General features: G+C 71.0%; 22 protein-coding genes and 1 other RNA gene. 3 read left to right on the forward strand and 20 right to left on the reverse strand.

Translation table 11 applies throughout. The annotated features are described in order from the left end of the window. The first annotated feature begins 93 nt into the window (after positions 1 to 93). Positions 94 to 1149: an agmatine/peptidylarginine deiminase gene (locus FIU83_RS11385; RefSeq protein ID WP_152484152.1), complete on the forward strand. Its 1056-nt coding sequence runs from the start codon at positions 94 to 96 to the stop codon at positions 1147 to 1149. A gap of 142 nt (positions 1150 to 1291) precedes the next feature. Then, positions 1292 to 2194, forward strand: a complete 903-nt coding sequence (locus FIU83_RS11390) for a carbon-nitrogen hydrolase (RefSeq protein ID WP_152484153.1) — start codon at positions 1292 to 1294, stop codon at positions 2192 to 2194. A gap of 85 nt (positions 2195 to 2279) precedes the next feature. Here FIU83_RS11390 and FIU83_RS11395 read toward each other — a convergent pair whose 3' ends face one another. The 4 genes from FIU83_RS11395 to FIU83_RS11410 all read right to left on the reverse strand — a co-directional run bounded on the left by FIU83_RS11395 (position 2280) and on the right by FIU83_RS11410 (position 7750). Further along, positions 2280 to 3227, reverse strand: a complete 948-nt coding sequence (locus tag FIU83_RS11395) for a Nudix family hydrolase (RefSeq protein ID WP_152484154.1) — start codon at positions 3225 to 3227, stop codon at positions 2280 to 2282. Positions 3228 to 3310: 83 nt separating this feature from the next. Next, positions 3311 to 4540 (reverse strand): bifunctional glutamate N-acetyltransferase/amino-acid acetyltransferase ArgJ, encoded by a 1230-nt coding sequence (gene argJ, locus FIU83_RS11400; protein WP_152484155.1) that lies wholly within the window; start codon positions 4538 to 4540, stop codon positions 3311 to 3313. Positions 4541 to 4591: 51 nt separating this feature from the next. Beyond that, a complete protein-coding gene (gene secA, locus FIU83_RS11405; RefSeq protein ID WP_152484156.1) occupies positions 4592 to 7327 on the reverse strand; it encodes a preprotein translocase subunit SecA in 2736 nt (911 codons plus the stop codon). Positions 7328 to 7396: 69 nt separating this feature from the next. Further along, positions 7397 to 7750: a hypothetical protein gene (locus FIU83_RS11410; protein WP_152484157.1), complete on the reverse strand. Its 354-nt coding sequence runs from the start codon at positions 7748 to 7750 to the stop codon at positions 7397 to 7399. A gap of 141 nt (positions 7751 to 7891) precedes the next feature. Here FIU83_RS11410 and FIU83_RS11415 point away from each other — a divergent pair, with 141 nt between their 5' ends. Then, a complete protein-coding gene (locus tag FIU83_RS11415; RefSeq protein ID WP_152484158.1) occupies positions 7892 to 8314 on the forward strand; it encodes a DUF721 domain-containing protein in 423 nt (140 codons plus the stop codon). Between the two features lie 84 nt (positions 8315 to 8398). On the opposite strand, the gene lpxC is transcribed toward FIU83_RS11415, so the two are convergent. The 16 genes from lpxC to rnpB form a co-directional block, all read right to left on the reverse strand. Beyond that, positions 8399 to 9310 (reverse strand): UDP-3-O-acyl-N-acetylglucosamine deacetylase, encoded by a 912-nt coding sequence (gene lpxC, locus FIU83_RS11420; protein WP_152484159.1) that lies wholly within the window; start codon positions 9308 to 9310, stop codon positions 8399 to 8401. A 113-nt stretch (positions 9311 to 9423) separates the two neighbouring features. Beyond that, positions 9424 to 10608 carry a cell division protein FtsZ gene (gene ftsZ / locus FIU83_RS11425; protein ID WP_152484160.1) on the reverse strand — a complete coding sequence of 395 codons (1185 nt, stop codon included), beginning with the start codon at positions 10606 to 10608 and terminating at the stop codon, positions 9424 to 9426. A gap of 34 nt (positions 10609 to 10642) precedes the next feature. Next, the gene (gene ftsA, locus FIU83_RS11430) at positions 10643 to 11932 is read right to left on the reverse strand and encodes a cell division protein FtsA (protein ID WP_152484161.1); all 1290 of its coding nucleotides are present in this window, start codon (positions 11930 to 11932) and stop codon (positions 10643 to 10645) included. A gap of 193 nt (positions 11933 to 12125) precedes the next feature. Beyond that, positions 12126 to 12851, reverse strand: a complete 726-nt coding sequence (locus FIU83_RS11435; RefSeq protein WP_152484162.1) for a cell division protein FtsQ/DivIB — start codon at positions 12849 to 12851, stop codon at positions 12126 to 12128. Positions 12852 to 12854: 3 nt separating this feature from the next. Continuing rightward, entirely contained in the window at positions 12855 to 13772 is a 918-nt protein-coding gene (locus FIU83_RS11440) for a D-alanine--D-alanine ligase (protein ID WP_152484163.1), read from the reverse strand. Next, on the reverse strand, positions 13769 to 15181 hold the full coding sequence (gene murC / locus FIU83_RS11445) for a UDP-N-acetylmuramate--L-alanine ligase (protein ID WP_152485345.1): 1413 nt from the start codon (positions 15179 to 15181) through the stop codon (positions 13769 to 13771). Before murC ends, FIU83_RS11440 begins: the two co-directional genes overlap by 4 nt. A gap of 61 nt (positions 15182 to 15242) precedes the next feature. Continuing rightward, positions 15243 to 16328: an undecaprenyldiphospho-muramoylpentapeptide beta-N-acetylglucosaminyltransferase gene (murG, locus tag FIU83_RS11450; protein ID WP_152484164.1), complete on the reverse strand. Its 1086-nt coding sequence runs from the start codon at positions 16326 to 16328 to the stop codon at positions 15243 to 15245. Continuing rightward, positions 16325 to 17548 (reverse strand): putative lipid II flippase FtsW, encoded by a 1224-nt coding sequence (ftsW, locus tag FIU83_RS11455; protein WP_152484165.1) that lies wholly within the window; start codon positions 17546 to 17548, stop codon positions 16325 to 16327. Before ftsW ends, murG begins: the two co-directional genes overlap by 4 nt. After that, entirely contained in the window at positions 17545 to 18921 is a 1377-nt protein-coding gene (gene murD / locus FIU83_RS11460; protein WP_152484166.1) for a UDP-N-acetylmuramoyl-L-alanine--D-glutamate ligase, read from the reverse strand. The genes ftsW and murD overlap by 4 nt, the downstream gene beginning before the upstream one ends. A gap of 37 nt (positions 18922 to 18958) precedes the next feature. Then, positions 18959 to 20041: a phospho-N-acetylmuramoyl-pentapeptide-transferase gene (gene mraY / locus FIU83_RS11465; RefSeq protein ID WP_152484167.1), complete on the reverse strand. Its 1083-nt coding sequence runs from the start codon at positions 20039 to 20041 to the stop codon at positions 18959 to 18961. A 9-nt stretch (positions 20042 to 20050) separates the two neighbouring features. After that, a complete protein-coding gene (murF, locus tag FIU83_RS11470) occupies positions 20051 to 21418 on the reverse strand; it encodes a UDP-N-acetylmuramoyl-tripeptide--D-alanyl-D-alanine ligase (RefSeq protein WP_152484168.1) in 1368 nt (455 codons plus the stop codon). Further along, positions 21415 to 22923 carry a UDP-N-acetylmuramoyl-L-alanyl-D-glutamate--2,6-diaminopimelate ligase gene (locus FIU83_RS11475; RefSeq protein ID WP_152484169.1) on the reverse strand — a complete coding sequence of 503 codons (1509 nt, stop codon included), beginning with the start codon at positions 22921 to 22923 and terminating at the stop codon, positions 21415 to 21417. The genes murF and FIU83_RS11475 overlap by 4 nt, the downstream gene beginning before the upstream one ends. A 22-nt stretch (positions 22924 to 22945) precedes the next feature. Beyond that, positions 22946 to 24661, reverse strand: a complete 1716-nt coding sequence (locus tag FIU83_RS11480) for a penicillin-binding protein 2 (protein ID WP_152484170.1) — start codon at positions 24659 to 24661, stop codon at positions 22946 to 22948. Further along, on the reverse strand, positions 24658 to 24984 hold the full coding sequence (ftsL, locus tag FIU83_RS11485) for a cell division protein FtsL (RefSeq protein WP_152484171.1): 327 nt from the start codon (positions 24982 to 24984) through the stop codon (positions 24658 to 24660). Before ftsL ends, FIU83_RS11480 begins: the two co-directional genes overlap by 4 nt. Before the next feature lie 8 nt (positions 24985 to 24992). Continuing rightward, positions 24993 to 25949, reverse strand: coding sequence for a 16S rRNA (cytosine(1402)-N(4))-methyltransferase RsmH (gene rsmH, locus FIU83_RS11490; RefSeq protein ID WP_152484172.1), 957 nt, complete (start codon positions 25947 to 25949; stop codon positions 24993 to 24995). 50 nt (positions 25950 to 25999) lie between these two features. After that, positions 26000 to 26365, reverse strand: an RNA gene (gene rnpB / locus FIU83_RS11495) — RNase P RNA component class A. Positions 26366 to 26391 lie beyond the last annotated feature (26 nt).

Consider the following 26391-nt stretch of genomic DNA (forward strand, 5'->3'; position numbering starts at 1 on the left):
CTGCATCGCCGCCGGCGGGCGCTTGCGCGATGATTGCATCATTGGCGACGGCGGCCTACATTGCGCCGTCACGCCCCGCACGAGACTCGTCCCATGGCCCATCGCCTGCTTCCCGAATGGCATCCCCAGGATGCTGTGCAACTCACCTGGCCCGGCCCCGACAGCGACTGGGCGCCCCTGCTCGAGCGCATCGAGGCGACCCTGGAGGCCATGGTGGTGGCCATCACCCGTTACCAGGCCGTGCTGATCGCCGTGCCGGACGCGGCCACCCGCGTTCACCTGTCCCGGCGCTTCGCCTGCCTGGGCGTCGACCCGGCCCGCCTGCGGCTGATGGTCGCCCCGTCCGACGACACCTGGGCGCGGGACCACGGCCCGCTCGCCGTGGCCGAGGACGACGCGCCGCGGCTGCTCGACTACGTCTTCACCGGCTGGGGCGGCAAGTACGAGGCCGCCCGGGACAACACCCTGACCCGGCGCCTGGCCGAGGCCGGCGCCTTCGCCTGCCCGCTCACCTCGCACGACCTGGTCCTGGAGGGCGGCGCCATCGAGACCGACGGCGAGGGCACCCTGCTGACCACCGAGGCCTGCCTGCTCAACCCCAACCGCAACCCCGGGCTCGACCGGGCGGCCATGGAGGCACGCCTGAGGAAGGAGCTCGGCGTCACACGGGTGCTGTGGCTGGCCCACGGCCACCTGGAGGGCGACGACACCGACAGCCATGTCGACACCCTGGTGCGCTTCTGCGACCCGGGCACCCTCGCCTACGTGCGCTGCGACGATCCGGCCGACCCCCACTACCCGGCGCTCGCCGCCATGGAGGCGGAGCTCAAGGCCCTGCGCCGCGCCGACGGCGCGCCCTACCGGCTGGTGCCGCTGCCCTGGCCGCGCGCCTGCCATGACCCGGTGGACGGCCATCGCCTGCCGGCCACCTACGCCAACTTCCTGATCATCAACGGCGCCGTGCTGGTGCCGACCTACGGCGACGCCGCCGACAGCCGGGCGCTGGCCGCCCTGGCCGGCGCCTTTCCGGGCCGCGACATCGTGCCCATCGACTGCCTGAGCGTGATTCGCCAGCACGGCAGCCTGCACTGCCTGACCATGCAGCTGCCCCGCGGCAGCCTGGGGACCGAGCCGGCTGCCAAGGCTTGAAACGCGAGGCACCGGGGACAGGCCGCAGAGGGGGCCGACGCCAGGGAACGGCGTCGGTAGCGGACAGGGAAGCCGTCATCGCGCCCCTCGGCAAGCGGTCGCCGCATCCGCCTCGAGACATATCCAACGTGGAGAGTTCACCATGTCCCGTCATCTGAAGGTCGGCCTGGTCCAGCAGCCCGCCTGGCCCGACAAGGCCGAAAGCCTCGCCGAGAGCGAGGCCGGCATCCGCGAGCTGGCCGCCGCCGGCGCCCAGCTGGTGATGCTCCAGGAGCTTCACGCCACCCACTACTTCTGCCAGACCGAGGACACCGACGTCTTCGACCTGGCCGAGCCCCTGGACGGGCCGACCGGCACCCGGCTGGCGGCGCTCGCCAGGGAGCTCGACATCGTGCTGGTGGGCTCGCTGTTCGAGCGCCGCGCGCCCGGCCTCTACCACAATACCGCCGTGGTCTATGACCGCGATCGCGGCCGGGTGGGCCACTACCGCAAGATGCATATTCCCGACGACCCGGGCTTCTACGAGAAGTTCTACTTCACCCCCGGCGACCAGGACCCGGACCGCGACCAGGGCTTCACCCCCATCGACACCTCGTTGGGTCGGCTCGGCGTGCTGGTGTGCTGGGACCAGTGGTACCCGGAGGCGGCGCGGCTGATGGCGCTGGCGGGCGCAGAACTGCTGCTCTACCCCACCGCCATCGGCTGGCATCCGCCGGATGACGCCCCGGAGAAGCAGCGCCAGAAGGAGGCCTGGACCCTGATCCAGCGCAGCCACGGCGTGGCCAATGGCCTGCCGGTGATCGTCGCCAACCGGGTCGGCCACGAGGCGGATCCCTCCGGGGCCACGCCGGGCATCGACTTCTGGGGCGGCAGCTTCATCTGCGGCCCCCAGGGCGAGCTGCTGGCCCATGCCGGCGAGGAGGCCGAGCGCATGCTGGTGACGCTGGACATGGCGCGCAGCGAGGAGGTGCGACGCATCTGGCCCTACCTGCGGGATCGGCGCGTCGACGCCTACGGGGACCTCGTGCGCCGCTACCGCGACTGACGCCCGCCCGAGGCACCGACGCGAAACGCCCCCGACGGCCAGGCCGTCGGGGGCGTTTCGCTTGCACCGTCATCCCGGGCGGGAGTTACTTCCAGAAATCGCGGATCGAGGCGATGCCCTGGGCGCCCACGGCGCGCGCGTGGTGGGCGTCATGGCGGGTCATGCCGCCCAGCGCGAAGACCGGCATGCCGGCATGCTCCACCAGCTGCTGGAAGTCGTGCCAGCCGATGGGCGCCACCTCGGGGTGCGAGGGCGTGGTGCGCAGCGGCGACAGGGTCACGAAGTCGCAGCCGATGCGGCGCGCATGATCCAGCTGACGGCGATCATGGGTCGAGGCGGAGAGCCACTTGGCCTCGGCCACGGGACGACGCTCCAGGCTCATCAGGCGATCGCTGGTCAGGTGGATGCCGTCGGCGTCCACGGCCTCGAGCAGCGACGGCTCGCCGTTGAGCACCAGCCGAGCGCCCCGCGCCCGACAGAGCTCGAGGGCCTGTTCGGCGCGGCTCAGGTAGTCCGCCTCGCCGAGCGACTTGGCCCGCAGCTGCACCAGGCGCACGCCATCCTCGTCGAGGGCGCGCTCGAGGCTCGCCTTGAAGCGCGCCTCGTCGGCCTGTTCGCCGGTGATCAGGTACTCCGTGGGCAGCATCACCGCCCGCAGGATCGGCAGGTTGGCCGCCGGGAAGGGGTAATTCACCAGCTCGCTCATGGGCACCCAGCGCACGGCCTGTCCCTCGCGACCGAACGGCTCGCCGGCGAAGTCGTGCACCTGCCAGACATCCAGCAGGATGTGCTTGTCGGAATACTCATGGTGGATGCGGATCAGCGGCTGGGCGCGCCGGATCTCCACGCCCAGCTCCTCGTGGAGCTCGCGCTTGAGCGCTTCCAGGCCGGTCTCGTAGGGTGCCAGCTTGCCGCCGGGAAATTCCCAGAGGCCGCCATGATCGACGTTGGAGGGACGACGGGCGAGCAGTACCTCACTGCCGTCGGCACTGATGATGGCGGCCGCCGCCACGTGCACCCTTCTCTTCACCATTGCGTTCATTGACTCCTACCCACTGTTCCACACGGCCTTGGCGCCGTGTGGGGTTTCTGTCTGACTGCCGACCGACGGGTCGGTCAGCTACGATAGTCGGCGTTGATGCTCACATAGTCGTGGGAGAGGTCCGAGGTCCAGACCGTCGCCTCCTGCTCCCCGCGCCCCAGGGCGATGCGGATCTCGATCTCCTCGCGGGCCATCACCGCGCTGCCGGCCTCCTCGGTATAGCCGGGGGCGCGACCGCCATGCTCGACCAGGCGAACCTCGCCCAGATCGATGGTGACGCGATCGACGTCGAACGCCTCGACCGGCGCGCGCCCCACCGCGGCGAGGATGCGTCCCCAGTTGGCATCGGAGGCGTAGAGGGCCGTCTTGACCAGCGGCGAGTGCGCCACGGTGAAGGCCACGTCCAGCGCCTCCTGGCGGCTGCGCGCCTGCTCGACGCGCAGGGTGACGAACTTGGTCGCCCCCTCGCCGTCGCGGATCACCGCCTGGGCGAGCTCCGTCATCACCTGGGCAAGGCCCTCGCGGAAGCGCTCGAGGGCCTCGCCGTCGGCCACCGAGGCGCCGCGGCCGGTGGCGATCAGCAGGCAGGCATCGTTGGTCGAGGTATCGCTGTCCACGGTGATGCAGTTGAAGGAGCGCTCCACCGCCTCGCGCAGCAGCCGGTCGAGCAGCGACTGCTCGATGGCGGCGTCGGTGGCCACGAAGGCGAGCATGGTGGCCATGTCGGGCCGGATCATGCCCGAGCCCTTGGCGATGCCGTTGATGGTCACCGTCGCCTCGCCCAGCGTCAGGGTCACGCTGGCCCCCTTGGTCCGGGTATCGGTGGTGAGGATGCCCTCGCCCGCCTCGCTCCAGGCCGCGGGACCGTCGTCGAGGGCCTGCAGCGCGCCGGGCAGGCCGGCCAGCAGGCGCTCCATGGGCAGCGGCTCGCCGATCACCCCAGTGGAGAACGGCAGCACACTGGCCGCTTCCACCTCGGCCAGCCGCGCGAGCTCGGCACAGGTGGCCCGGGCATCACGGAGCCCCGTCTCGCCGGTGCCGGCGTTGGCGTTGCCGGTGTTGATCACCAGGTAGCGCGCGCCCTCGCCGCGCGTCGCGCAGGCCGCGAGGTGCTCGCGGGCCACCGTCACCGGCGCCGCACAGAAGGCGTTGCGGGTGAAGGCGCCCGCCACCCTGCCCCCCTCGGGGACCTCGACCACCACCAGGTCGCGGCGACCGGGCGTCTTGATGCCGGCCATGGCGGTGCCCAGCCGCAGCCCCTCGATCACCGGCATCACGGGAAAACGTGTCTCGCCCACTGCCATCGTCTTGTCTCCTCTATCGGCCGGGACCCGCCCGGCCCTCGCCTCGGTCCCTCAGCTCAGCTTGCCGCAGCACTGCTTGAACTTCTTGCCCGACCCGCAGGGGCACGGATCGTTACGCCCCACCTTGGGGCCCTCGCGGCGCAGCGGGCGGCCATCGGCGCCCGGCGCCGGGGCCTCCGGCGCCTCGTCTCCCCCAGCGCCGGCCAGGGCGGGCTCCTCGTGACGGCTCGCCGCCGAGGCCTTCTCGCGCTCCAGCGCCTCGCGACGCTGGCGCTCGAGCGCCTCCACTTCCTCGGGACGACGCACCTGGACGTGGCTCAGGATGCGCGTCACATCGGCCTTGATGTTGGTCAGCAGGTGCTGGAACAGCTCGAAGGACTCGCGCTTGTACTCCTGCTTGGGGTTCTTCTGGGCGTAGCCGCGCAGGTGGATCCCGCGGCGCAGGTGATCCATGGACTGCAGGTGCTCCTTCCAGCGGGTGTCGAGCACCTGGAGCATCGCCTGCTTCTCGAAGCGGCGCATCAGGGCCTCGCCAGCCTCGGCGACCTTGGCCTCGTAGGCCTCGCGGTGCATGGCCTGCAGCCGCTCACGCAGCTGCTCCTCGTGGAAGCGCTCGTCCTGCTCGGCCCACTCGACGACCGGCGCGTCCAGGTTGAACTCGCTCTTGAGGTGGTCTTCGAGGCCGGCCAGGTCCCACTGCTCGGGCAGGCTCTGGGGCGGCACGAACTCGCTGATGGCGAGGTCCAGCACCTCCTCGCGGATTCCGGCGACGTTCTCGGAGACGTCCTCGGCGGCGAGGATCTCGTTGCGCTGCTCGTAGATCACGCGGCGCTGGTCGTTGGCCACGTCGTCGTACTCGAGCAGCTGCTTGCGGATATCGAAGTTGCGCCCCTCGACCTTCTTCTGGGCGCGTTCGACGGCGTTGGAGACCATCTTGTGCTCGATCGCCTCGCCGCGCTCCAGCCCCAGGGCCTGCATCAGCCGCTGGACTCGATCGGAGCCGAACAGGCGCATCAGGTTGTCTTCCAGGGAGAGGAAGAAGCGCGTCGAGCCCGGGTCGCCCTGACGGCCGGCCCGCCCGCGCAGCTGGTTGTCGATGCGCCGAGACTCGTGGCGCTCGGAGCCGACCACGTGAAGGCCACCGGCCTCGAGCACGGCGTCGTGGCGCGCCTGCCATTCGGCCTTGAGCCGCTCGAGCTCCGCCTCGCTGGGGTTGTCCAGGGTGGCCGCCTCGGCCTCCCAGTTGCCGCCGAGCACGATGTCGGTGCCGCGGCCGGCCATGTTGGTGGCGATGGTCACGGCGCCGGGGCGGCCGGCCTGGGCGATGATCTGCGCCTCGCTCTGGTGCTGCTTGGCGTTGAGCACGTTGAAGGCCATGCCGGCGCGCCTCATCAGCTCGGCCAGGTACTCGCTGGTCTCGATGGAGGCGGTACCGACCAGCACCGGGCGCCCCGCCGCGGTCTGCGTCTGGACGTCCTCGATGATCGCCTCGAATTTCTCCTCGGCGGTCAGGTAGACCAGGTCGTTGAGATCCTTGCGCACCAGCGGCCGGTTGGTGGGAATCACCACCACGTCCAGGCCGTAGATCTGTCGGAACTCGAAGGCCTCGGTGTCGGCGGTGCCGGTCATGCCCGCGAGCTTCTCGTAGAGGCGGAAGTAGTTCTGGAAGGTGGTCGAGGCCAGTGTCTGGCTCTCGCGCTGGACGGTCACCCCCTCCTTGGCCTCCACCGCCTGGTGCAGGCCCTCGGACCAGCGCCGACCCGGCATGCTGCGGCCGGTGTGCTCGTCGACGATCACCACCTGGCCATCCTTGACGATGTAGTCGACGTCGCGGTGGTAGAGGTGGCGGGCGCGCAGCGCCGAGTGCATGTGCTGCAGCAGGTTGAGGTTCTGGGCCGCGTAGAGGGAGTCGGCCTCGCCGAGCAGCCCCTGCTCGCGCATCAGCCCCTCGACCTTGTGGTGGCCGCCTTCGGTGAGCTCCACCTGCTTCTGCTTCTCGTCGAGGGTGAAGTCCCCACTCTCGGGGTCCTCCTCGTCGCTGCACTGCTCGAGGTGGCGCGCCAGGCGGTCGACCACCTGGTAGAGCTCGGTGTTCTCGTCCACCGCCCCGGAGATGATCAGCGGTGTGCGTGCCTCGTCGATCAGGATCGAGTCGACCTCGTCGACGATGGCGAAGTGCAGGTCGCGCTGCACCTTCTCCTCGAGGGAGAAGGCCATGTTGTCGCGCAGGTAGTCGAAGCCGAACTCGTTGTTGGTGCCGTAGGTGATGTCGCAGCCGTAGGCGTGGCGCTTCTCCTCGGGAGTCTGGCCGGCGTAGATGACCCCCACCGACAGGCCCAGGTATTCGTAGAGCGGACGCATCCACTCGGCATCGCGACGGGCCAGGTAGTCGTTGACCGTGACCACGTGCACGCCCTTGCCGGGCAGCGCATTGAGGTAGACGGCCAGGGTCGCTACCAGGGTCTTGCCCTCGCCGGTCTTCATCTCGGCGATGCGGCCGCGATGCAGGGTCAGGCCGCCGACCATCTGCACGTCGAAATGGCGCATGCCCATGACGCGGCGGCTGGCCTCGCGGACCGTCGCGAAGGCCTCCGGCAGCAGCGCGTCGAGGGTCTCGTTGCCCTCGAGGCGCTCGCGGAAGTGCGCGGTACGCCCCTGGAGGGCGGCGTCGTCGAGCGCCTCATGGTCGGCTTCCAGGGCGGTCACACTCGCGACCTGGCGGTTCATGCGCTTGACGTCGCGGTCGTTCTTCGAACCGACGACCTTGCGTAACAGGTTATTGATCATGAAGGATCCAGTGGCTGCGTATGATATCGCATCGCGGGCGGCGGCCCGCGACCTCTCCGGCACGGTGACTCAGCAGCGCACGGGAGGGCCGCGGCGCGACAGGACGTCGTGGGCGGCCACCGGCAGCGAGGAGAGCGCGGGGCGCGGGCGGCATCGGCGCGCGACCGGCGGCCAGCCCAGGCGGCGGCGGACCCAGCGCCCCAGGGCGCGACGGCGCGCCTGGAGGCGGGAGCGCACCCGCAGCAGCACCGGCACCAGCAGGCTGACCTGGGCGGCCCGCTCCAGGGGGCGCAGGGCGTCCAGATGCGCAAGGCTCGCCGGCAACAGGCACCCCACCAGCAGACCGGCCAGCCACCAGCGCGTCGCGCGGCGCTTGCGCTGCGACCCCTGGGGGGCGGCGCCGTTGTCGGTGAGGGCGGGCATGCTGTCGAGGGCCTCCGGTGCGTGCTAGGCTCTGGCTGATCAGGGCCGCCTGGATCATGGCGGCCGACGGATAACGTCAGGGCTTCGACCCCGAGAATCAAGCAGATGAGTATAAAGGTTAAGCGGTTCCGCGCACAGCCCATGTCCCGCCTGCTGGAGGGTCGCGGCGAGCTGGGCGCCCTGATGCGCATGGCCACCCTGGTCGAGCGTGCCCAGTCCCATCTGCGCGACCACCTGCCCGAGGAGATGCGCGAGCACCTCTTCGTCGGCGGCTTCCACCAGGGGAAACTGGCGCTGATCACCGACCGCGCGGTGTGGCTGACCCGGCTGCGCTACGAACAGCCGCGACTGCTCGGCCTGCTGCACCAGCTGCCGGGCTTCGAGGCCGTCACCGGCTTCACCCTCAAGGTGCGCCCCGTGCGACCGACCCGGCCGCCCCTGCGCCAGCCCCGCCACCTGCCGGCACAGGCGGCCGACGAGATCACGAGCTGCGCGGCCGACGTCGACGACCCCGGCCTCAAGCGCGCCCTGGAGCGGCTGGCCGCCCACGCCGAGAGACCCTGAGCCGAGACGCGATCGGTAGACACCAGAACGCCGCCATCCTGGCGGATAGCGGCGTTCCAATGACTGCCGGTGAAACGCGCGGCTTCAGGCCATGGCGGGGGCCGCGTAGGAGATCGGCGCCTTCTCGGCCTCGCCCTCGAAGGTGACCAGCTCCCAGGCCTCGGGCTGCGCCATCAGGGCACGGCACAGCTGGTTGTTCAGGGCATGACCCGACTTCACGCCGCGGAACTCGCCGATCAGGCTGTGGCCGAGCTGATAGAGATCGCCGATGGCGTCGAGCACCTTGTGCTTGACGAACTCGTCGTCGTAGCGCAGGCCACCCTCGTTCACGATGCGGTAGTCGTCGACCACGATGGCGTTGTCGAGGCTGCCGCCAAGCGCCAGGTTGTTGGCGCGTAGGTATTCGAGGTCACGCATGAAACCGAAGGTCCGCGCCCGGGAGACCTCCTTGACGAAGGAGGTGGTGGAGAAGTCCACCATCGCGGTCTGGGACTGCCCCTCGAACACCGGATGGTCGAAGTCGATGGCGAAGGAGACCTTGAACCCCTGGTGGGGCAGGAAGATGGCCTCCTTGTCGCCCTCGCGCACCACGATCTCGCGCTTGATGCGGATGAACTGCTTGGGCGCGTTCTGTTCGGCGATGCCCGCCGACTGGATCAGGAACACGAAGGGACCCGCGCTGCCGTCCATGATCGGCACCTCGGGGGCGCTGACGTCGACGTAGGCGTTGTCGATACCGAGGCCGGCGAAGGCCGACATCAGGTGCTCGACGGTGGCGACCTTGGCCCCGCCCGCGGAGAGCGCGGTGCACAGGGTGGTATCGGTGACGTGCTCGGCGCGCGCCGGGATCTGCACCTCCGGCTCGAGGTCGGTGCGCACGAAGACGATCCCGGTGTCGACCGGCGCCGGTCGCAGCGTCAGGTAGACCTTCTTGCCGGAGTGCAGGCCGACGCCGGTGGCGCGGATGACGTTCTTCAGGGTTCGTTGTCTGATCATGGGCAGTCGCCAGGCAGTCATTGGTTATCAAACACCGTTCACTATAACACCGAACGGTCGTTTCAACAAAGAAAGATCACCCGGCGCCTCCCCTATCCCCTCGATAGACCGCCTCAATCGGCCTGGCGGCGCAGAAAGGCGGGAATATCGAGGTAATCATCGAGCTCCTGGGACGGACGCTTATCCGGCTGCGCCTGGGGGCGCGGAGCCTCCTGGGGCTCCTGCTTGGGAGCCGTGGCAGCCTGGCCGCGGCTGGCGGCGGCCGGCGTACGCTGACGATAGCCGCTGGCGTCGGTGCGACGCGAGGAGGCCTCCCGGGCGGCCGGCTTCTGGGCCTGACGTCCGTCGAGGCCGGCCGCGACCACGGTCACGCGCAGCTCGTCGGTCATCTCCATGTCGATGGAGGTGCCCACCACGATGGTCGCGTCCTGGGAGGCGAACTCCTGGACGGTGGCGCCCACGTCGTTGAACTCGCCGATGGAGAGATCCGGGCCGGCGGTGATGTTGACCAGGATGCCACGGGCGCCGTGGAGATCGATGTCCTCGAGGAGCGGGCTGCGGATCGCCTTCTCGGCGGCCTCACGGGCACGGTTCTCGCCGGTGGCGCCGCCGGTGCCCATCATCGCCATGCCCATCTCGGACATCACGGTACGCACGTCGGCGAAGTCGACGTTGATGATGCCGGGGCTGGTGATCAGCTCGGCGATGCCCTGCACGGCGCCCAGCAGCACGTCGTTGGCCGCGCTGAAGGCGGTCAGCAGGGTCGCGCTCTTGCCGAGCACAGAGAGCAGCTTCTCGTTGGGAATGGTGATCAGCGAGTCGACATGCTCGGAGAGCTCCTTCATGCCCTCCTCGGCGGCCCGCATGCGCTTGGGACCCTCGAACGGGAAGGGACGCGTCACCACGGCCACGGTGAGGATGCCCAGCTCCTTGGCCACCTGGGCGACCACCGGCGCGCCGCCGGTCCCGGTACCGCCACCCATGCCGGCGGTGATGAAGACCATGTCGGCGCCACCGAGCAACTCGGCGATGCGCTCTCGGTCCTCCATGGCGGCCTGGCGGCCGACGTCTGGGTTGGCACCGGCGCCGAGCCCCTTGGTGATCTCGCTGCCGAGCTGGAGCACGGTCTTGGCGGCGACCCGCTTGAGCGCCTGGGCATCGGTATTGGCGCAGATGAACTCCACGCCCTCGATGTTGCTCTCGACCATGTGATTGACGGCGTTGCCGCCACCGCCCCCGACACCGATGACCTTGATGACTGCGCTGCTGGAGGGTGCGCTATCTACCAGTTCGAACATAAGTCCCGTCTCCTGAACCGCAACCGCGGCCCTGTCAGAAATTTCCTTTGAACCAGCCCTTGATCCTTGCCAACGCCGGAGCTCCTTCCCCTGCGTCACGCCGGGCAGTGTCGTCGCGCCTCGGTTGCGCCGACAGGCTACCCCCGGCCCCCTGGCGGCCATGCCCTTGACGGGTTTCCAGTAGAGCGTAATGCAGCAGGCCGACACCCGTCGAATAAATCGGATTGCGCACCACGTCGGCCAGCCCGCGCACGTTCTGCGGGCAGGCGATGCGTACCGGCATATGGAAGATCTCCTCGGCCAGCTCGACCACGCCCTCCATTCGGGCGGTACCGCCGGTCAGGACCACCCCCGCGGCGACGAGGTCCTCGAAGCCGCTGCGCCGCAGCTCGTCGCGCACCAGGGTGAAGAGCTCCTCGTAGCGAGGCTCCACCACCTCGGCCAGCGACTGACGGGAGAGGTCCCGCGCCGGTCGGTCACCGACGCTCGGCACCTTGATCATCTCGTCGCTGGCGGCCAGCTGCGTCAGCGCGCAGGCGTATTTGACCTTGATCTCCTCGGCGTGCTGCGTGGGCGTGCGCAGGGCCATGGCAATATCGTTGGTGACCTGGTCGCCGGCGATGGGAATCACCGCCGTGTGGCGAATGGCCCCCTCGGTGAAGACCGCGATGTCGGTGGTGCCACCGCCGATATCGACCATGCAGACGCCGAGCTCCCGCTCGTCCTCGGTCAGCACCGCGTGGCTGGAGGCCAGCTGCTCGAGAATGATCGAGTCCACCTCGAGCCCACAGCGCCGCACGCACTTCTCGATGTTCTGGACGGCGTTGAGGGCGGCGGTCACCAGGTGCACCCGCGCCTCGAGGCGAACCCCGGACATGCCGAGCGGCTCGCGGATGCCGCCCTGGGTGTCGATGGCGAACTCCTGGGGCAGCACATGCAGCACCCGCTGACCTTCGGAGATGGCGCGCGCCCGGGCGGAGTCGATGACACGGTCGATATCGGTGGAGGCGACCTCGCGCTCCTTGATCGCCACCACGCCATCGGAATTCATCGAACTGATATGGCTGCCGGCGATGCCGACATAGACCGAGTGGATATCGCAGCCGGCCATCAGCTCGGCCTCTTCCACGGCGCGCTGGATCGACTGCACCGTGGATTCGATATTGATTACCACGCCTTTCTTCATGCCGCGCGACGGATGTGAGCCGATACCGGCAATTTCGATCCCACCATCGTCGGTGGGCTGACCCACGATCGCCACGACCTTGGATGTTCCGATATCCAGCCCGACTACCATATTGGACGCATTGGATGGACCTGCCATGAGTCGGGAAGTCTCCTAGAACCTGACCCCGAAGGGGAGATTAATCCTGAAAAGTTAGCCTGGGGCAATTATAGGAACAACATCCCATGTTCCACCAGCCCGATTGTTGAAACACCGGACACGATACGGCGATTTTGCCGTGAAAGAAACACCCGAAATCTCCCCCTCACGGGCGAATTATTCCATCGTTGGATCACCCTTCCGTGGCCGACTCTCCCTCGGGCGGCTGGGTTTCGCCATGCCACGCCACGGCCACGCCGTTGGGATAGCGCAGGTCGATGTAGCGGATATGCGACGCCAGAGCCCCGAGCTCACGCTCCCAGGCGGCGACCAGCCGACCCAGGCGCGGGGCGCGATCGTTGCGCCCCAGCATCACCCAGACACCGCTGTCGAGCTGGAAGCGCCAGGCGCCCCGCGGCTCCAGCCGCAATTGGCGCACCTCGAGTCCCAGGGAGGCGAACTGCACGGCAAGCCGGGCCCGGAAGTCCAGGACCTCGGCACCGCTGCCGGGCGGGCCGGCGAGATCCGGCAGGTCGCCAGGCGGTGACACCGGGCCGGCGGCGAAGGGTTCGCCCGCGGGATTGAGCAGGCGACCGTCGCTCCAGCGTGCCACCGGTACCTGCTCGACCAGCTCGAAGGTCAGCGCATCGGGCCACTCGCGACTGACGCGCACCTCCTTCAGCCAGCCGATCTCGCGGGCCTCGCGACGCAGCGCCGCGAGGTCGACGGAGAGCCAGCTATGGCCCTGGATCAGCGGGGCCAGTCGGCTGCGCAGATAGTCGGCGCTGACATGGGTGAGCTCGCCGCGCACCGAGACCCGTTCGATGGGACGGTCCAGCCAGACCCATAGCGCCCGCCCCCCGGCGCCCAGCAGCAGCGCCAGCAGCAGCACCCCGACAAGGCTTCCACGCGCCACCATGGGCTAGCGCCGTGCCCCGGCCGTGGCGAGGATCCGCAGCACCAGGGCATCGAAATCGATGCCGGCGTGGGCCGCCGACTGGGGGACCAGGCTGTGGTCGGTCATGCCGGGCACGGTGTTGACCTCGATCAGCCAGAAGCGCCCTGCCCCGTCACGCATCACGTCGATGCGCCCCCAGCCCTCAGCGCCGATGGCCGCGAAGGCCTCGCGACAGAGCCCGGCGAGCTCGGCCTCCTCGTCGGCGGAGAGCCCACACGGCAGGTGGTAGCGGGTGTCGTCGGAGACGTACTTGGCCTCGTAGTCGTAGAAGCCGCCGGGCACCTCGACGCGGATGGCCGGCAGGACCTCGTCGCCGAGCAGCGACACGGTGTACTCCTCACCCTGGATGAAGCGCTCGGCCATCACCCGGGCATCGAAGCGGGCGGCATCGCGATAGGCCGCCTCCAGGGCGTCGCGGCTCTCGACGATGCTGATGCCCAGCGTCGAGCCCTCGTGCACCGGCTTGACGATCAGCGGCAGGCCGAGGCGCTCGACCACCGCCTGCCAGTCGGCATCGGGCCCGAGCATCACGCTCTCCGGGGTCGGCAGCCCCAGGGCCTGCCAGACCAGCTTGGTGCGCTGCTTGTCCATCCCCAGCGCCGAGGCCAGCACGCCGCTGCCGGTGTAGGGGATATCGAGCAGCTCGAGCGCTCCCTGCAGGGTGCCGTCCTCGCCCCCGCGGCCGTGCAGGGCGATGAAGACGCGCTCCGGCGCCAGCGCCTCGAGGCCCACCAGGCCGGCGTCGGCGGGGTCGTAGCCGATGGCGTCCACGCCCTGGCGCTCGAGGGCGGCCAGCACGGCGGCCCCGCTCTTCAAGGACACCTCGCGCTCGGCGGAGGCCCCGCCGAAGAGCACCGCCACGCGGCCCATGTCATCGCTCATAGCGTCACCTCGTCGAGATTCAGGGCGGCATCGCTCAGCCGCTGGGCGATGCCGCCCACGTCGCCGGCCCCCTGGGTGATCAGGATATCGTCGGGGCGCAGCACCCGCGCCAGCAGCCCCGGCAGCTCGCTCTTGTCCTGCACGAAGATCGGGTCGACCCCGCCGCGCTGGCGGATCGAGCCGGCCAGGGTGCGGCCATCGGCGCCGGCCAGGGGCGCCTCCCCGGCACTATAGACGTCGAGCAGCAGCAGGGTATCGACCCCGGCCAGCACGCGCACGAAGTCTTCAAAGAGGTCGCGGGTGCGCGAGTAGCGGTGGGGCTGGTAGACCATCACCAGGCGCCGGTCGGGCCAGCCCGCCCGCACCGCGTCGATCACCATCTCCACCTCGCGGGGGTGGTGGCCGTAGTCGTCGACCAGCATCACCTGGCCCTCGCCCTCGGGCGCGAGGTAGTGGCCATGCACCTGGAAGCGACGCCCCACGCCCTCGAAGTGCCGGAGTCCGCGCAGGATGGCGTCGTCGGAGACCCCGGCGTCGCTCGCCACCACGATCGCCGCCAGGGCGTTGAGCGCGTTGTGGCGCCCCGGCATGGCCAGGCGCACCTCGAGGGGGGACAGCCCCTCGGGGCGCACGGCGGTGAAGCGCACCTCTCCGGCCCGCTGGTCGAAATCCTCGATGCGGTAGTCGGCGTCCTCGCTGAAGCCGTAGGTGACGAAGCGGCGGCTGACCTGGTCGAGCAGGCCGCGCACGTGGGGATCGTCGATGCACAGGATCGCCAGGCCGTAGAACGGCAGGTTGTGCAGGAACTCGATGAAGGTGCCCTTGAGCCGCTCGAAGTCGCCGCCATAGGTGGCCATGTGGTCGGCGTCGATGTTGGTGACGATGGAGACCATGGGCTGCAGGTGCAGGAAGGAGGCGTCCGACTCGTCGGCCTCCGCCACCAGGTAGTCGCCCTCGCCCAGCCGCGCGTTGGTGCCGGCGCTGGTCAGCTTGCCGCCGATCACGAAGGTGGGATCGAGCCCCCCCTCGCCGAGCAGGGTCGCCGTCAGGCTAGTGGTGGTGGTCTTGCCGTGGGTGCCGGCCACGGCGATGCCGTGGCGAAAGCGCATCAGCTCGGCGAGCATCTCGGCGCGGCGCACCACCGGCACGCGGTGCTCGTGGGCCCAGCGGATCTCGGGATTGCTCTCGTCCACCGCGGTGGAGACCACCACCACGTCGGCGCCTGCGGCATGCTCGGCGGCGTGGCCCAGGGACACGCGGATGCCGCACTCGCGAAGGCGGGCCACCACCGGCGAGGCCTTCAGGTCGCTGCCGCTGACCGCGTAGCCCTGGTTGGCCAGCACCTCAGCGATGCCGCACATGCCGGCGCCGCCGATGCCGACGAAATGGATGCGCCGGATGCGGCGCATGCCCAGCCCGCGGCCGGGATGCGGGGGGGTAGCCTGACCGGGAACCGGCCCGAGGGTCTCGTCACTCAAAACCTGTCTCCATGCAACCGGCCACCAGGCGCTCGACGGCGTCGAGATGGGCACCGGCTCGCGCCCGTGCCGCCATGGTGGCGAGAGTGTCGGGGTCCAGCAGCGTCGCCAGGCACTCGGCCAGCGCCGCTGCGCTCATTTCCTGCTGGGGCATCAGCCGTGCCGCCTGCTGCTCGACCAGGGCCCGGGCATTGGCCGTCTGGTGATCGTCCACCGCGTGGGGGAAGGGCACGAAGAGCGCCGGCTTGGCCGCGGCGGCGAGCTCGGCCACGGTCAGGGCACCGGCCCGGCAGACCACCAGGTCGGCCCAGTCGTAGGCGCCGGCCATGTCGTCGATGAAGGCCGTGACCCCGGCGTCGACGCCCTGGGCCGCATAGGCCTCGCGGGTCGCCTGATCCTTGTCGCGCCCGGCCTGGTGGCGCACCTCGGGGCGGTGCGCCGCGGGCAGCTCGGCGAGCGCCTCGGGCAGGCGCTCGTTGAGGGCCTTGGCGCCCAGCGAGCCGCCCACCACCAGCAGGCGCAGGGGGCGGTCCGCCATCTCGGCGGCACTTCTGGGCGCCACGCCGAGCGCGGCGATCTCGGCGCGCACCGGGTTGCCGATCACCTCGGCCCGGCCGGGAAAGGCCTGGGGAAAGGCGGCATAGACGCGGCGCGCCAGGCGCGAGAGGGCGCGATTGGTCAACCCGGCCACGGCGTTCTGCTCGTGGATCACCAGCGGTCGGCGCATCAGCCAGGCCGCGAGGCCCCCGGGACCGCTGGCGAAGCCGCCAAGGCCGACCACCAGCTGGGGGTCGAGCTCGCGGATCACCCGCCGCGCCTGCCAGACCGCGCGCGCCAGGTTCAGCGGCGCCAGCAGCCAGCCGGTCAGGCCATTGCCGCGCAGGCCGCTCACCGCGATGCGCGACAGGGGAATACCGGCCTCGGGCACCAGGCGATTCTCGATGCCCCGCGGGCTGCCGAGCCAGGCAACCTCGACGCCCGCCTCGGCCAGGCCCCTGGCCAGGGAGAGCGCGGGGATGACGTGGCCGCCGGTGCCGCCGGCCATGATCAGGACGCGGCGTCCTGGCTGTCGAGTCATGAGGTGCTTCCTTGTCGCTTGCCGGAGGGCGGCGCCTTGCCGGGTCCCGCCCGCCGGGCCGTGGGGCGCGCGCGCCGTCGGACCTCGCGGGTCTCGATGTCGATGCGCAGCAGCAGGGCGACCATCATGCTGCTCACCACCAGGCTCGAGCCGCCATAGCTCAACAGCGGCAGGGTCAGGCCCTTGGTGGGCAGCATGCCGGTGCTCACGGCGATGTTGATGAAGGCCTGGGCGCCGAGCACCAGGGCGAAGCCGTAGCTCACGTAGGCGGCGAAGGCCAGGCCGGCGAGCTCGGCGCGGCGCCCCACCGCCATGGCCCGCCAGATCAGCAGGGCGAAGAGCCCCACCACGGCGATCGCGCCGACCAGGCCGAGCTCCTCGGCGAGCACCGCGAAGACGAAGTCGGTATGGGCCTCGGGCAGGTAGAAGAGCTTCTGCACGCTGTTGCCGAGCCCCATGCCGAGCCAGTGGCCCCGCCCGAAGGCGATCAGTGCCTGGGTCAGCTGGTAGCCGCTGGCGAACTGGTCGGCCCAGGGGTCGGCGAAGCTGGTCAGGCGCGCCATGCGATAGGGCTCGGCGACCGCGGCCAGGGCGCCGATCGCCCCGACCAGCAGCAGCAGCACCAAAAAGCGCCCCCAGGGCGCCCCGGCCATCAGCAGCATGCCCATCACCGCGCCGGTCATCACCACCACGGCGCCGTAGTCGGGCTCGAGGATCAGCAGGCCCGCCACCACGGCCATCACCGCCAGGGGGCGCAGGAAGGCGCCCCACTCGCGGCGCACCTGGGGCAGGAAACGCTCCAGGTAGCCGGCCATGTAGAGGATCAGGCAGAACTTGGCGACCTCGGAGGCCTGCAGGTTGAAGGGCACGCCGGGCAGCGACAGCCAGCGCCGGCTGCCGTTGACCTCGCGCCCCACCAGCAGCACCAGCGCCAGCAGCGCGAGGCCCACGAGCAGCAGCAGAGGGCCGTTGGCCCTCCACCAGGCCATCGGCACGCGCAGGGCCAGCCCTCCGGCGACCAGCGCCGCCAGCAGGAAGACACCGTGGCGCAGGCTGAAGTACCAGGCGTTGCCGGTGAGGCTCGAGGCGACCTCGCTGGACGCCGAGGTCACCATCACCCAGCCGATCAGCAAGAGCGAGAGCGCCGCCAGCACCAGCCAGCCATCGAAGGGCTGGTCGGCGGTGCTGAGCCGCCCCTTGAGACGCGCCAGCCGGCTCATGGCGTCGTCTCCGCCCGCGCCAGCACCGCCCCGCGGAAAGCCTCGCCGCGGGCCTGGTAGTCGCGGAACTGATCGAGGCTCGCGCAGGCCGGCGAAAGCAGCACGCAGTCGCCCGGCGTGGCGATCTCGGCGGCCCGGGCCATCGCCGCCTCCAGGTCGTCGACCCGGCTCACCGGCAGCCGCCCCGCCAGGGCCTGCGCGAGGCGCTCGGCGTCGCGCCCGAAGAGGACCGCCTCGCGGCCATGGCGCGCCAGCGGCGCCGCCAGGGGGCCGAAGTCGGCACCCTTGCCGACCCCGCCGGCCAGCAGGATCAGCCGGCCCTCCAGCGTCGGCCCCAGCCCCGCGATGGCGGCCAGGGTCGCCCCGACGTTGGTGCCCTTGGAGTCGTTGATCCAGCGCACGCCGTCGATCTCGGCCACCAGCTCACCGCGATGGGCCAGGCCGGCGAAGCGCTTGAGCACCGCGCGCATCGCGGCGAGCGGCAGCCCCAGCCGGGTGCCCATCGCCAGGGCGGCTAGGGCGTTGGCCTGGTTGTGGCGGCCGGGCAGGCGCACGTCGGCGGCAGCCATCAGCGGCGTCTCGCCGTGCATCAGCCAGTCCGCGCCCCGGTGACGCCCGATCCCCCACTCCTCCGCCACGGGGGCGGCGGTGGTGAAGCGATCCTCGGCGGGCAGCGGCGTGGCCGGCCAGGTCATGGGATCCTCGGCATTGACCACGGCGTGGCGGGCACCGCGGAAGACGCCGAGCTTGGCGGCGCGGTAGCCGGCCATGTCGCCGTGGCGATCGAGGTGGTCCTCGGAGAGATTGAGGAAGGCCGCCGTCTCGGCGCCGAGCGACGGCGTGGTCTCGAGCTGGAAGCTGGAGAGCTCCAGCACGAAGAGCTCGGCCTCGGGCGCCTCGGCCAGCAGGTCCAGGGCCGGGGTACCGAGGTTGCCGCCCACGGCGACGCGCATGCCGGCCTCGCGGGCCATCTCGCCGACCAGGGTGGTGACCGTGGACTTGGCGTTCGAGCCGGTGATGGCGGCGATGGGCGCCCGGGCCGCGCGCACGAAGAGCGCGATCTCTCCGACCACCAGCGGCTCGCCGGAGGCCGGGCGGGTGCGCCCGGCGAGCGCGGCGAGCCCGGGCGTCGCCGGGTCGACCCCCGGGCTCAGCACCACCTCCTCGACCTCGCCGAGGTCGAGCTCGGTGAGCGGCCCGCCGTGGAAGGCGATGCCCGGGTGGGCGGCGCGGAAGTCCTCGAGCCCGGGCGGCGCGGCGCGGGTGTCGGCGACCATGAAGGGCACGCCGAGCCGGCTCAAGTGGCGACAGATGGCCCGCCCGGAGAGCCCGAGCCCGACCACCAGCGTCACTCCCTTCGGCACCTTGTGCATCTTGCGCTCCTTGCGGATGGCGATCGGCCCGCGGCGATCAGCGGACCTTGAGGGTGGCCAGGCCGATCAGCACCAGCACCACGGTGATGATCCAGAAGCGCACGATGACCCGCGGCTCCGGCCAGCCCTTGAGCTCGTAGTGGTGGTGCAGCGGCGCCATGCGGAAGATGCGCCGCCCGGTGAGCTTGTAGGAGCCCACCTGCAGGATCACCGAGACGGTCTCCATGACGAAGATCCCGCCCATGATGAACAGCACCACCTCCTGGCGCACGATCACCGCGACCACGCCGAGGGCCGCGCCCAGGGCCAGCGCCCCCACATCGCCCATGAAGACCTGGGCCGGGTAGGTGTTGAACCACAGGAAGCCGAGGCCCGCCCCGGCGATGGTGGCACAGAACACCGCGAGCTCCCCGGCCCCGGGAATGAAGGGGATCTGCAGGTAGTCGGAGAAGACCGTGTTGCCGCTCGCGTAGGCGAACACCGCGAGGCCCATGGCCACCAGCACCGTGGGCATGATCGCCAGGCCATCGAGGCCATCGGTGAGGTTGACCGCGTTGGAGCTGCCGACGATCACCAGGTAGGTCAGCACCACATAGAAGACGCCCAGCGGCAGCACGAACTCCTTGAAGACCGGCACGATCAGGCTGGTCTCCACCGGGGAGGCCGCCGTGACGTAGAGCAGCACCGCCGCCGAGAGGCCGATCACCGACTGCCAGAAGTACTTCCAGCGCGCGGGCAGGCCCCGCGGGTTCTTCTCAACCACCTTGCGGAAGTCGTCGACCCAGCCGATGGCGCCGAAGCCCAGGGTCACGCCCAGCACCAGCCAGACATAGTGGTTGGTCAGGTCGCCCCACAGCAGGGTACTCACCGCGATGGCCATCAGGATCATGGCCCCGCCCATGGTCGGCGTGCCGGCCTTGGAGAGATGCGACTGGGGACCGTCGTCACGCACCGCCTGGCCGATCTGGCGCTCCACCAGGCGGCGGATCATCAGTGGCCCAAGCCACAGGCAGAGCACCAGGGCGGTCAGGGTGCCCAGGATCATGCGCAGGGTCAGATAGTCGAAAACGTTGAAGGCGCTGTGAAATTGCGCCAGGAAGTCAGCCAGAAAGAGCAGCATGTAGTGCGTTCACCTTGAAGCATCCGCGCGCAGGGCGGCCACGACGTGTTCCATGCCGGCGCTGCGCGAGCCCTTGACCAGCACGCTGGCCCCGGGCGGTAGATGGTGGAGGACGTGGCGCGTGAGCGCCTCCCGATCGTCGAAATGGGTCCCGCCTTCGCCGAAGGCCTGGCTGGCCGGCCGTGCCGGCGCGCCCAGGGTACCCAGGAAGTCGATGCCCCGTTCCCGCGCATAGTCGCCGAGCTCGGCATGCAGCCGGTCGGACTCGCCCCCCAGTTCTCCCATGGCGCCGAGCAGGCACCAGTGCGGCCCGGGCAGCGTCACGAGGACATCGAGCGCCGCCTTCACCGCGCCGGGGTTGGCATTATAGGTATCGTCAAGCAGCCGGGTGCCGTTGAGGCCCTCCACGGTGCTCAGCCGGCCCGGCATCGGCGCCACCGCCGCGAGCCCGGCCAGCACCTCGGCCTCGGCAAGGCCCATGGCCAGGGCCGCGGCCGCGGCGGCCAGGGCGTTGGCCACGTTGTGGCGTCCCATCAGGGCCAGCCGGACCCGGCCGATCTCGCGGCCGTCCCGGACAAGCGTGAAAGCATAGCGTCCGAGGGCGTCGCAGGCCAGCGCCACGGCGTGCACGCGCGCCCTCGGATCGAGCCCGAAATCGAGCACCTCCCGAGGCGCGGCGAGGCTCGCCCAGGTGGCGAAGAAGGCGTCGTCGCGATTGAGCACCGCCACCCCGTCGTCGGGCAGGCCGGCCAGTATCTCGGCTTTGGCCTGGGCGATGCGTCCCGTGCCGCCGAACTCGCCGACGTGGGCGCCGGTCACGTTGGTGATGATCGCCACCCGGGGCAGGGCCAGGGCCGTGGTCCAGGCGATCTCGCCGAGGTGGTTGGCGCCGAGCTCCACCACCGCCTGGCGGTGGTCGTCGTCGAGCTCGAGCAGCGTCAGGGGCGCGCCGATGTCGTTGTTGAGGTTGCCCCGGGTGGCGAGCGTCGGCGCCCGCCGGCCCAGCAGGGTGGCCAGCATCTGCTTGACGGTGGTCTTGCCGCTGTTGCCGGTGACGGCGACCAGATCGCCCCGCCAGGCCCGGCGCCGCGCCCGGGCGAGCAGGCCCAGGGCGAGGCGGGTATCGGGCACCACCAGCTGGGGCAGCGGGTCGTCCACCGGGCGCTCGACCAGCGCCGCCACGGCGCCGGCCTCCCGCGCCTGGGTCATGAAGTCATGGGCATCGAAGCGCTCGCCGACCAGGGCCACGAAGAGCGCCCCGGGGGCGAGGCGCCGGGTATCGGTGACGATGGCATCGACGGCGGCCTCCTCGGCGGGCCGGGCCAGCCCCAGGGCGGCCGCGATATCGGACAGGGTCCCGAGGCCGACGCCGCTCATCGCGCGCTCTCCCCGGCCCGCCCCGCCAGGCCGCGCTCGGCCTCGGCGAGGTCGGAGAAGGCGTGGCGCACGCCCGCCACCTCCTGGTAGTCCTCGTGGCCCTTGCCGGCGATCAGGATCACGTCGTCGGGGGCGGCCTCGGCCAGCACCCGGGCGATGGCCGCGCCGCGCCCGTCGATCTCGTGCACCTCGACGTCGGCGGCCTCGTCCAGGCCCGCGAGGACCTCGGCGCGGATCGACTCGGGGGCCTCGCCGCGGGGGTTGTCGTCGGTGACCACCAGCACGTCGGCATGGCGCGCCGCGGCCGCGGCCATCAGCGGGCGCTTGCCGCTGTCGCGGTCGCCGCCGCAGCCGAACAGGCACCACAGCCGTCCGCTGCCCGGCAGGTGCGCGCGCAGTGCCGACAGGGCATTGTCCAGGGCATCCGGCGTATGGGCGTAGTCGATGACGACCGTGGGCGCCCCCGGGCGCGACAGCGGCGCCATGCGCCCGGGCACCGGGGCAAGCGCGGCCGCGGCCGCGAAGAGCGCCTCGAGGGGGTGGCCCAGGCCGTGCAGGGTGGCGATGGCCAGCAGCACGTTGTCCAGGGTGAATCGCCCCATCAGCGCGAGTTCCAGCTCGCGCTCGCCCTCGGGCGTGGCGATCAGCGCACGCTGACCCTCGGGCCAGGCGAGCCAGTCGACGACGCGCAGGGTCACCGCCTCGTCCTGGCCCACCGCCAGCACGCGCGCGCCGCGATGCACGCCGGCGAGCATCAGCCGCGCCAGGGGGTCGTCGCCGTTGACCACCGCGAGCTCGAGCTCGCGGCGGCGGAACAGTCGCGCCTTGGCGGCGGCGTAGGCCGCCATGCTGCCGTGGTAGTCGAGGTGGTCACGGCTCAGGTTGGTGAACACCGCCGCCCGCACGCTGGCGCCGTCGAGACGCCCCTGCTCCAGGGCGTGGGAGGAGGCCTCCATGGCGACCCGCGTCACTCCCTCGGCGGCCAGCTCGCCGAGCGCCGCCTGCAGGGCCAGCGGTCCCGGCGTGGTCAACCGGCCGGCCGTCAGGGCGCCGGGGCGGCCATGGCCCAGGGTGCCGATCAGCCCCGCCTCCACGCCGAGGGCCTGGCTCAGCTCGGCCAGGTAGTGGGTCACCGAGCTCTTGCCGTTGGTGCCGGTCACGCCGATCAGCTCCAGCGTCGCCGGCACGCCGAACAGCACCCGCCCGAGCTCCCCCTGGGCCTCGCGCAGCCCCGCGAGCCACAGCACGCGGGAGTCCTCTGGGCCCGGCCGGCCATCGTCGTGGGCCAGCACCAGCGCCGCCCCGGCGGCCAGCGCCTGGTCGATGAAGTCGCGGCCGTCGACCGTCACGCCGGGCACCGCGACGAAGACGTCGCCCACGCCGACTCGGCGGCTGTCGAGAACCAGGCTCGCGGGATCGGGCAGGCCGACGCCCTCCAGGGCATCGCGGCAGTCCGGCCACAGGCCGACCAGGCCCGCCTCGAGTCGCTCGGCACTCAGCTGCATCTCGTCTCTCCTGGCATTGCCATCATGGGTCCTGCGCCCGGGCGTCCGGGGGCACGTCGAGCAGGCGCAGGGCGTTGCCGGCCACACGGGAGAAGACCGGGGCCGCCACCGCCCCGCCGTAGTAGCTGTCGCCCCGCGGGTGGTCGATCATCACCACGGTGACGATCCGCGGGTCCGAGACCGGGGCGATGCCGACGAACAGGCTGCGATAGGCCCGCGCCTGGTACCCGCCGGCGGCGGTCTTGCGCACGGTGCCGGTCTTGCCGGCGACCCGGTAGCCCGGCACCAGGGCCCGGCGCGCGCCGGTGCCCGGCGCGACGACCCGGTCCATCATCCCGAGCACCCGCCGGGCCACGTCCGGGTCGATCACCGGCTCGCCGACCGGGGGCTCGGCCAGCTTGAGCAGCGAGGGCGGCAGGCGCTGGCCGTCGTTGGCGATGGCGGTGAAGGCGCTGGCCAGCTGCAGCGCCGAGACCGACAGGCCGTAGCCGTAGGAGAGCGCCGCCCACTGGCTGCTCGACCAGCGCACCGGGGCCGGGATGCTGCCGGTGGCCTCGCCGGGGAAGCCGGTGCCCGGGCTCTGCCCGAGCCCCAGGGCGCGGTAGGTGGCCGGGATCACCGGCTCGTCGAGGCGCAGGGCCAGCTTGGACATGCCGACGTTGGAGGATTTCTCGAGGATCCCGGCCAGGTCCAGCTCGCCGTAGTTGCGAATATCCTTGATGGTGAAGCGATCGATGACCATCCAGCCGGGCGAGGTGTCGACCACCGTCTCCGGCGCGACCCCGCCATGCTCGATCATCGCCGCCATCGCCAGGGGCTTCACCACCGAGCCCGGCTCGTAGGTGTCGACGATGGCGCGGTTGCGCAGCCCCTGGGGATCGAGGCCGGCGCGGTCGTTGGGGTTGTAGGAGGGCTGGTTGGCCATGGCCAGCACCTCGCCGGTGCGGGCATCGAGCATCACCACGCTGCCGCCGTCGGCGTCGTGTTCACTGACCGCCGCCTTGAGCTCGCGATAGGCCATGTACTGCAGCCGCTGGTCCAGCGCCAGGGTGAGATCGCCGCCGGGCTGCGCCTCCTGCAGGAGCGCAAGGTCGCGCACCAGGCGCCCGCGCCGGTCCTTGAGCACCCGGCGCTTGCCGGGCACCCCGGCGAGATAGGGCTGATAGGCGAGCTCGAGCCCCTCCTGGCCCTGGTCGTCGATATTGGTCACCCCCAGCAGCTGGGCGCTCACCTCGCCGGCCGGATAGTAGCGCTTGTACTCCTCCCGGGCATGCACGCCGGGCACGCGCAGGGAAAGCACCCGCTGGGCCGCCTCGGGCGTCATGCGGCGACGCAGGTACATGAACTCGCGGGTCGCGTAGCGCGCGATGCGCTCGTTGAGGGTCTCGAGGTCCTGGCCGAGGGCGTTCGCCAGCATCAGGCGCTGGATGTCGTCGTCCGGCAGATCCTGGGGATTGGCCCAGAGCGTCACCACCGGCGTGGAGATGGCCAGCGGCTCGCCGTGGCGGTCGGTGATCATCCCGCGATGGGCGGGAATGGTGTCGGTGCGCAGGGTGCGGGCATCGCCCTGCCCCTGCAGGAAGGGGCGGTCGAAGACATGCAGGTCGACGATGCGCCCGGCGAGCAGCGCCAGGCCCAGCAGCACCAGGCCCATCATCATCCGGTAGCGGGCCTGGCCCATGGGCGCCGTGGGCGGGGGGCGACGCGGCGTCACGCCGCTGCGTGCCTCACCGCTCATGGCTGGATGACCTCGACTTCGTCGATATCGGGCAGGCGCATCTCGAGGCGCTGCTGGGCCAGGCGCTCGATGCGCGCCGGCGAGGACCAGGCGCTCTCCTCGAGCAGCAGCTGGCCCCACTCGGTCTGCAGCTGCTGCTGCTCGCGCTCGAGCACCTGCAGGCGGGCGTACTGATCGCGGGTCAGGTGGCTGGTGGTGATCACCCCGATGGCCGAGGCCAGGCAGGCCGCCAGCAGCAGCATGACCAGCAGCAGCGCCCGTGACGCACCGAGGCGCACGGGCCACCCGAAGGAAGAGGTTACCGCAGAGCGTCCCTGTGCCATGGCGAGCCTCAGTACCGCTTGCGCGCTACACGCATCACCGCACTGCGCGCCCGGGGGTTCTCCTGCACCTCCTCGGCGGAGGGCCGGCGCGCCTTCCCCAGCGACTCGAGGCGCCGCTTGAGCTGGTCGTCGCGGAGCGGGACGCCCCGCGGCAGGTCGGTGTCGCCACGCACGTGGTCGCGGATGAAGCGCTTGACCCGGCGATCCTCCAGCGAGTGGAAGCTGATCACCACCAGGTGCCCGCCCGGGGCGAGGGCCTCGAGGGCCGCGTCGAGGGCGGCATCGAGCTGCTCCAGCTCGCCATTGACCTGGATGCGCAGCGCCTGGAAGACGCGGGTCGCCGGGTGCTTGCCCTTCTCCCAGGCGGGATGGGCGGTCTTGACCACCTCGGCGAGGTCCGCGGTGCGCGTGAAGGGGCGCTCGACGCGGCGCGACACGATGGCCCGGGCCAGCCGGCGGGCATAGCGCTCCTCGCCGTAGCCCTTGAAGACCCGCACCATCTCGCCCTCGTCGGCACGGGCCAGGAAGGCGGCGGCGCTCTCCCCCTGCTCGGGGTCCATGCGCATGTCGAGCGGGCCGTCGCGCAGGAAGCTGAAGCCGCGTTCGGGATCGTCGAGCTGGGGCGAGGAGACGCCGACGTCGAGCAGCACCCCGGAGAGCCGGCCGTGCAGGCCGTGGCGCTCGCTGATCTCGCCGAGGCGGGCGAACTCGCCGCGTTCGATGGCGAAGCGCGAATCGGTGAGGGTCGCCGCCTCGGCGATCGCCTGGGGATCGCGATCGATAGCCAGCAGCTGCCCATCGGGGCCGAGCCGCTCGAGGATGGCACGGGAGTGACCGCCGCGACCGAAGGTGCCGTCGAGGTAGATCCCGTCGGGATCGTGGATCAGCGCCTCCACGGCGCCATCGAGCAGCACGCTGGCATGACGAAAGCCGCGGGCGGGCTGTTCAGGGGCGGATGGCGGCATGCGCTTCTCGATGGCAGGGACATGAAGGCCGTTCGCGACGGCGGTGTTCGAAGGGGAGTCGGCCGATAAGCCGGGTTCTGTCGTGGACAGTCATTCCTCTAGGAGCCGCGTCACCGCGGCCCTCCAGCAACCTACCCGAACCCAGCGCGGGCCACGCCATGGGGTTCCTATTTGGTCTTGCTCCGAGTGGGGTTTACCGTGCCACGCACTGTTGCCAGGCGCGCGGTGCGCTCTTACCGCACCCTTTCACCCTTACCGGCCTCCCGAGGGAGACGTAGGCGGTCTGCTCTCTGCTGCACTTTCCGTCGGCTCGCGCCGCCCAGGCGTTACCTGGCACTCTGCCCTGTGGAGCCCGGACTTTCCTCCCCCACCGGCGATGCATGATCGGCGGCGGCGGCGACTGTCTGGCCAACTCCCGCGGCAAGGATACCAGCGCCCGGGC

Origin of the sequence: Halomonas sp. THAF5a, from assembly GCF_009363755.1 — a bacterium.
GTDB lineage: Bacteria > Pseudomonadota > Gammaproteobacteria > Pseudomonadales > Halomonadaceae > Halomonas.

Excerpts from the sequence above, each read along its gene's own strand:
- FIU83_RS11385 (WP_152484152.1), top strand. The coding sequence starts at position 94 with ATGGCCCATCGCCTGCTTCCCGAATGGCATCCCCAGGATGCTGTGCAA.
- FIU83_RS11390 (WP_152484153.1), top strand. The coding sequence starts at position 1,292 with ATGTCCCGTCATCTGAAGGTCGGCCTGGTCCAGCAGCCCGCCTGGCCC.
- FIU83_RS11395 (WP_152484154.1), bottom strand. The coding sequence starts at position 3,227 with ATGGTGAAGAGAAGGGTGCACGTGGCGGCGGCCGCCATCATCAGTGCC.
- argJ (WP_152484155.1), bottom strand. The coding sequence starts at position 4,540 with ATGGCAGTGGGCGAGACACGTTTTCCCGTGATGCCGGTGATCGAGGGG.
- secA (WP_152484156.1), bottom strand. The coding sequence starts at position 7,327 with ATGATCAATAACCTGTTACGCAAGGTCGTCGGTTCGAAGAACGACCGC.
- FIU83_RS11410 (WP_152484157.1), bottom strand. The coding sequence starts at position 7,750 with ATGCCCGCCCTCACCGACAACGGCGCCGCCCCCCAGGGGTCGCAGCGC.
- FIU83_RS11415 (WP_152484158.1), top strand. The coding sequence starts at position 7,892 with ATGTCCCGCCTGCTGGAGGGTCGCGGCGAGCTGGGCGCCCTGATGCGC.
- lpxC (WP_152484159.1), bottom strand. The coding sequence starts at position 9,310 with ATGATCAGACAACGAACCCTGAAGAACGTCATCCGCGCCACCGGCGTC.
- ftsZ (WP_152484160.1), bottom strand. The coding sequence starts at position 10,608 with ATGTTCGAACTGGTAGATAGCGCACCCTCCAGCAGCGCAGTCATCAAG.
- ftsA (WP_152484161.1), bottom strand. The coding sequence starts at position 11,932 with ATGGCAGGTCCATCCAATGCGTCCAATATGGTAGTCGGGCTGGATATC.
- FIU83_RS11435 (WP_152484162.1), bottom strand. The coding sequence starts at position 12,851 with ATGGTGGCGCGTGGAAGCCTTGTCGGGGTGCTGCTGCTGGCGCTGCTG.
- FIU83_RS11440 (WP_152484163.1), bottom strand. The coding sequence starts at position 13,772 with ATGAGCGATGACATGGGCCGCGTGGCGGTGCTCTTCGGCGGGGCCTCC.
- murC (WP_152485345.1), bottom strand. The coding sequence starts at position 15,181 with ATGCGCCGCATCCGGCGCATCCATTTCGTCGGCATCGGCGGCGCCGGC.
- murG (WP_152484164.1), bottom strand. The coding sequence starts at position 16,328 with ATGACTCGACAGCCAGGACGCCGCGTCCTGATCATGGCCGGCGGCACC.
- ftsW (WP_152484165.1), bottom strand. The coding sequence starts at position 17,548 with ATGAGCCGGCTGGCGCGTCTCAAGGGGCGGCTCAGCACCGCCGACCAG.
- murD (WP_152484166.1), bottom strand. The coding sequence starts at position 18,921 with ATGCACAAGGTGCCGAAGGGAGTGACGCTGGTGGTCGGGCTCGGGCTC.
- mraY (WP_152484167.1), bottom strand. The coding sequence starts at position 20,041 with ATGCTGCTCTTTCTGGCTGACTTCCTGGCGCAATTTCACAGCGCCTTC.
- murF (WP_152484168.1), bottom strand. The coding sequence starts at position 21,418 with ATGAGCGGCGTCGGCCTCGGGACCCTGTCCGATATCGCGGCCGCCCTG.
- FIU83_RS11475 (WP_152484169.1), bottom strand. The coding sequence starts at position 22,923 with ATGCAGCTGAGTGCCGAGCGACTCGAGGCGGGCCTGGTCGGCCTGTGG.
- FIU83_RS11480 (WP_152484170.1), bottom strand. The coding sequence starts at position 24,661 with ATGAGCGGTGAGGCACGCAGCGGCGTGACGCCGCGTCGCCCCCCGCCC.
- ftsL (WP_152484171.1), bottom strand. The coding sequence starts at position 24,984 with ATGGCACAGGGACGCTCTGCGGTAACCTCTTCCTTCGGGTGGCCCGTG.
- rsmH (WP_152484172.1), bottom strand. The coding sequence starts at position 25,949 with ATGCCGCCATCCGCCCCTGAACAGCCCGCCCGCGGCTTTCGTCATGCC.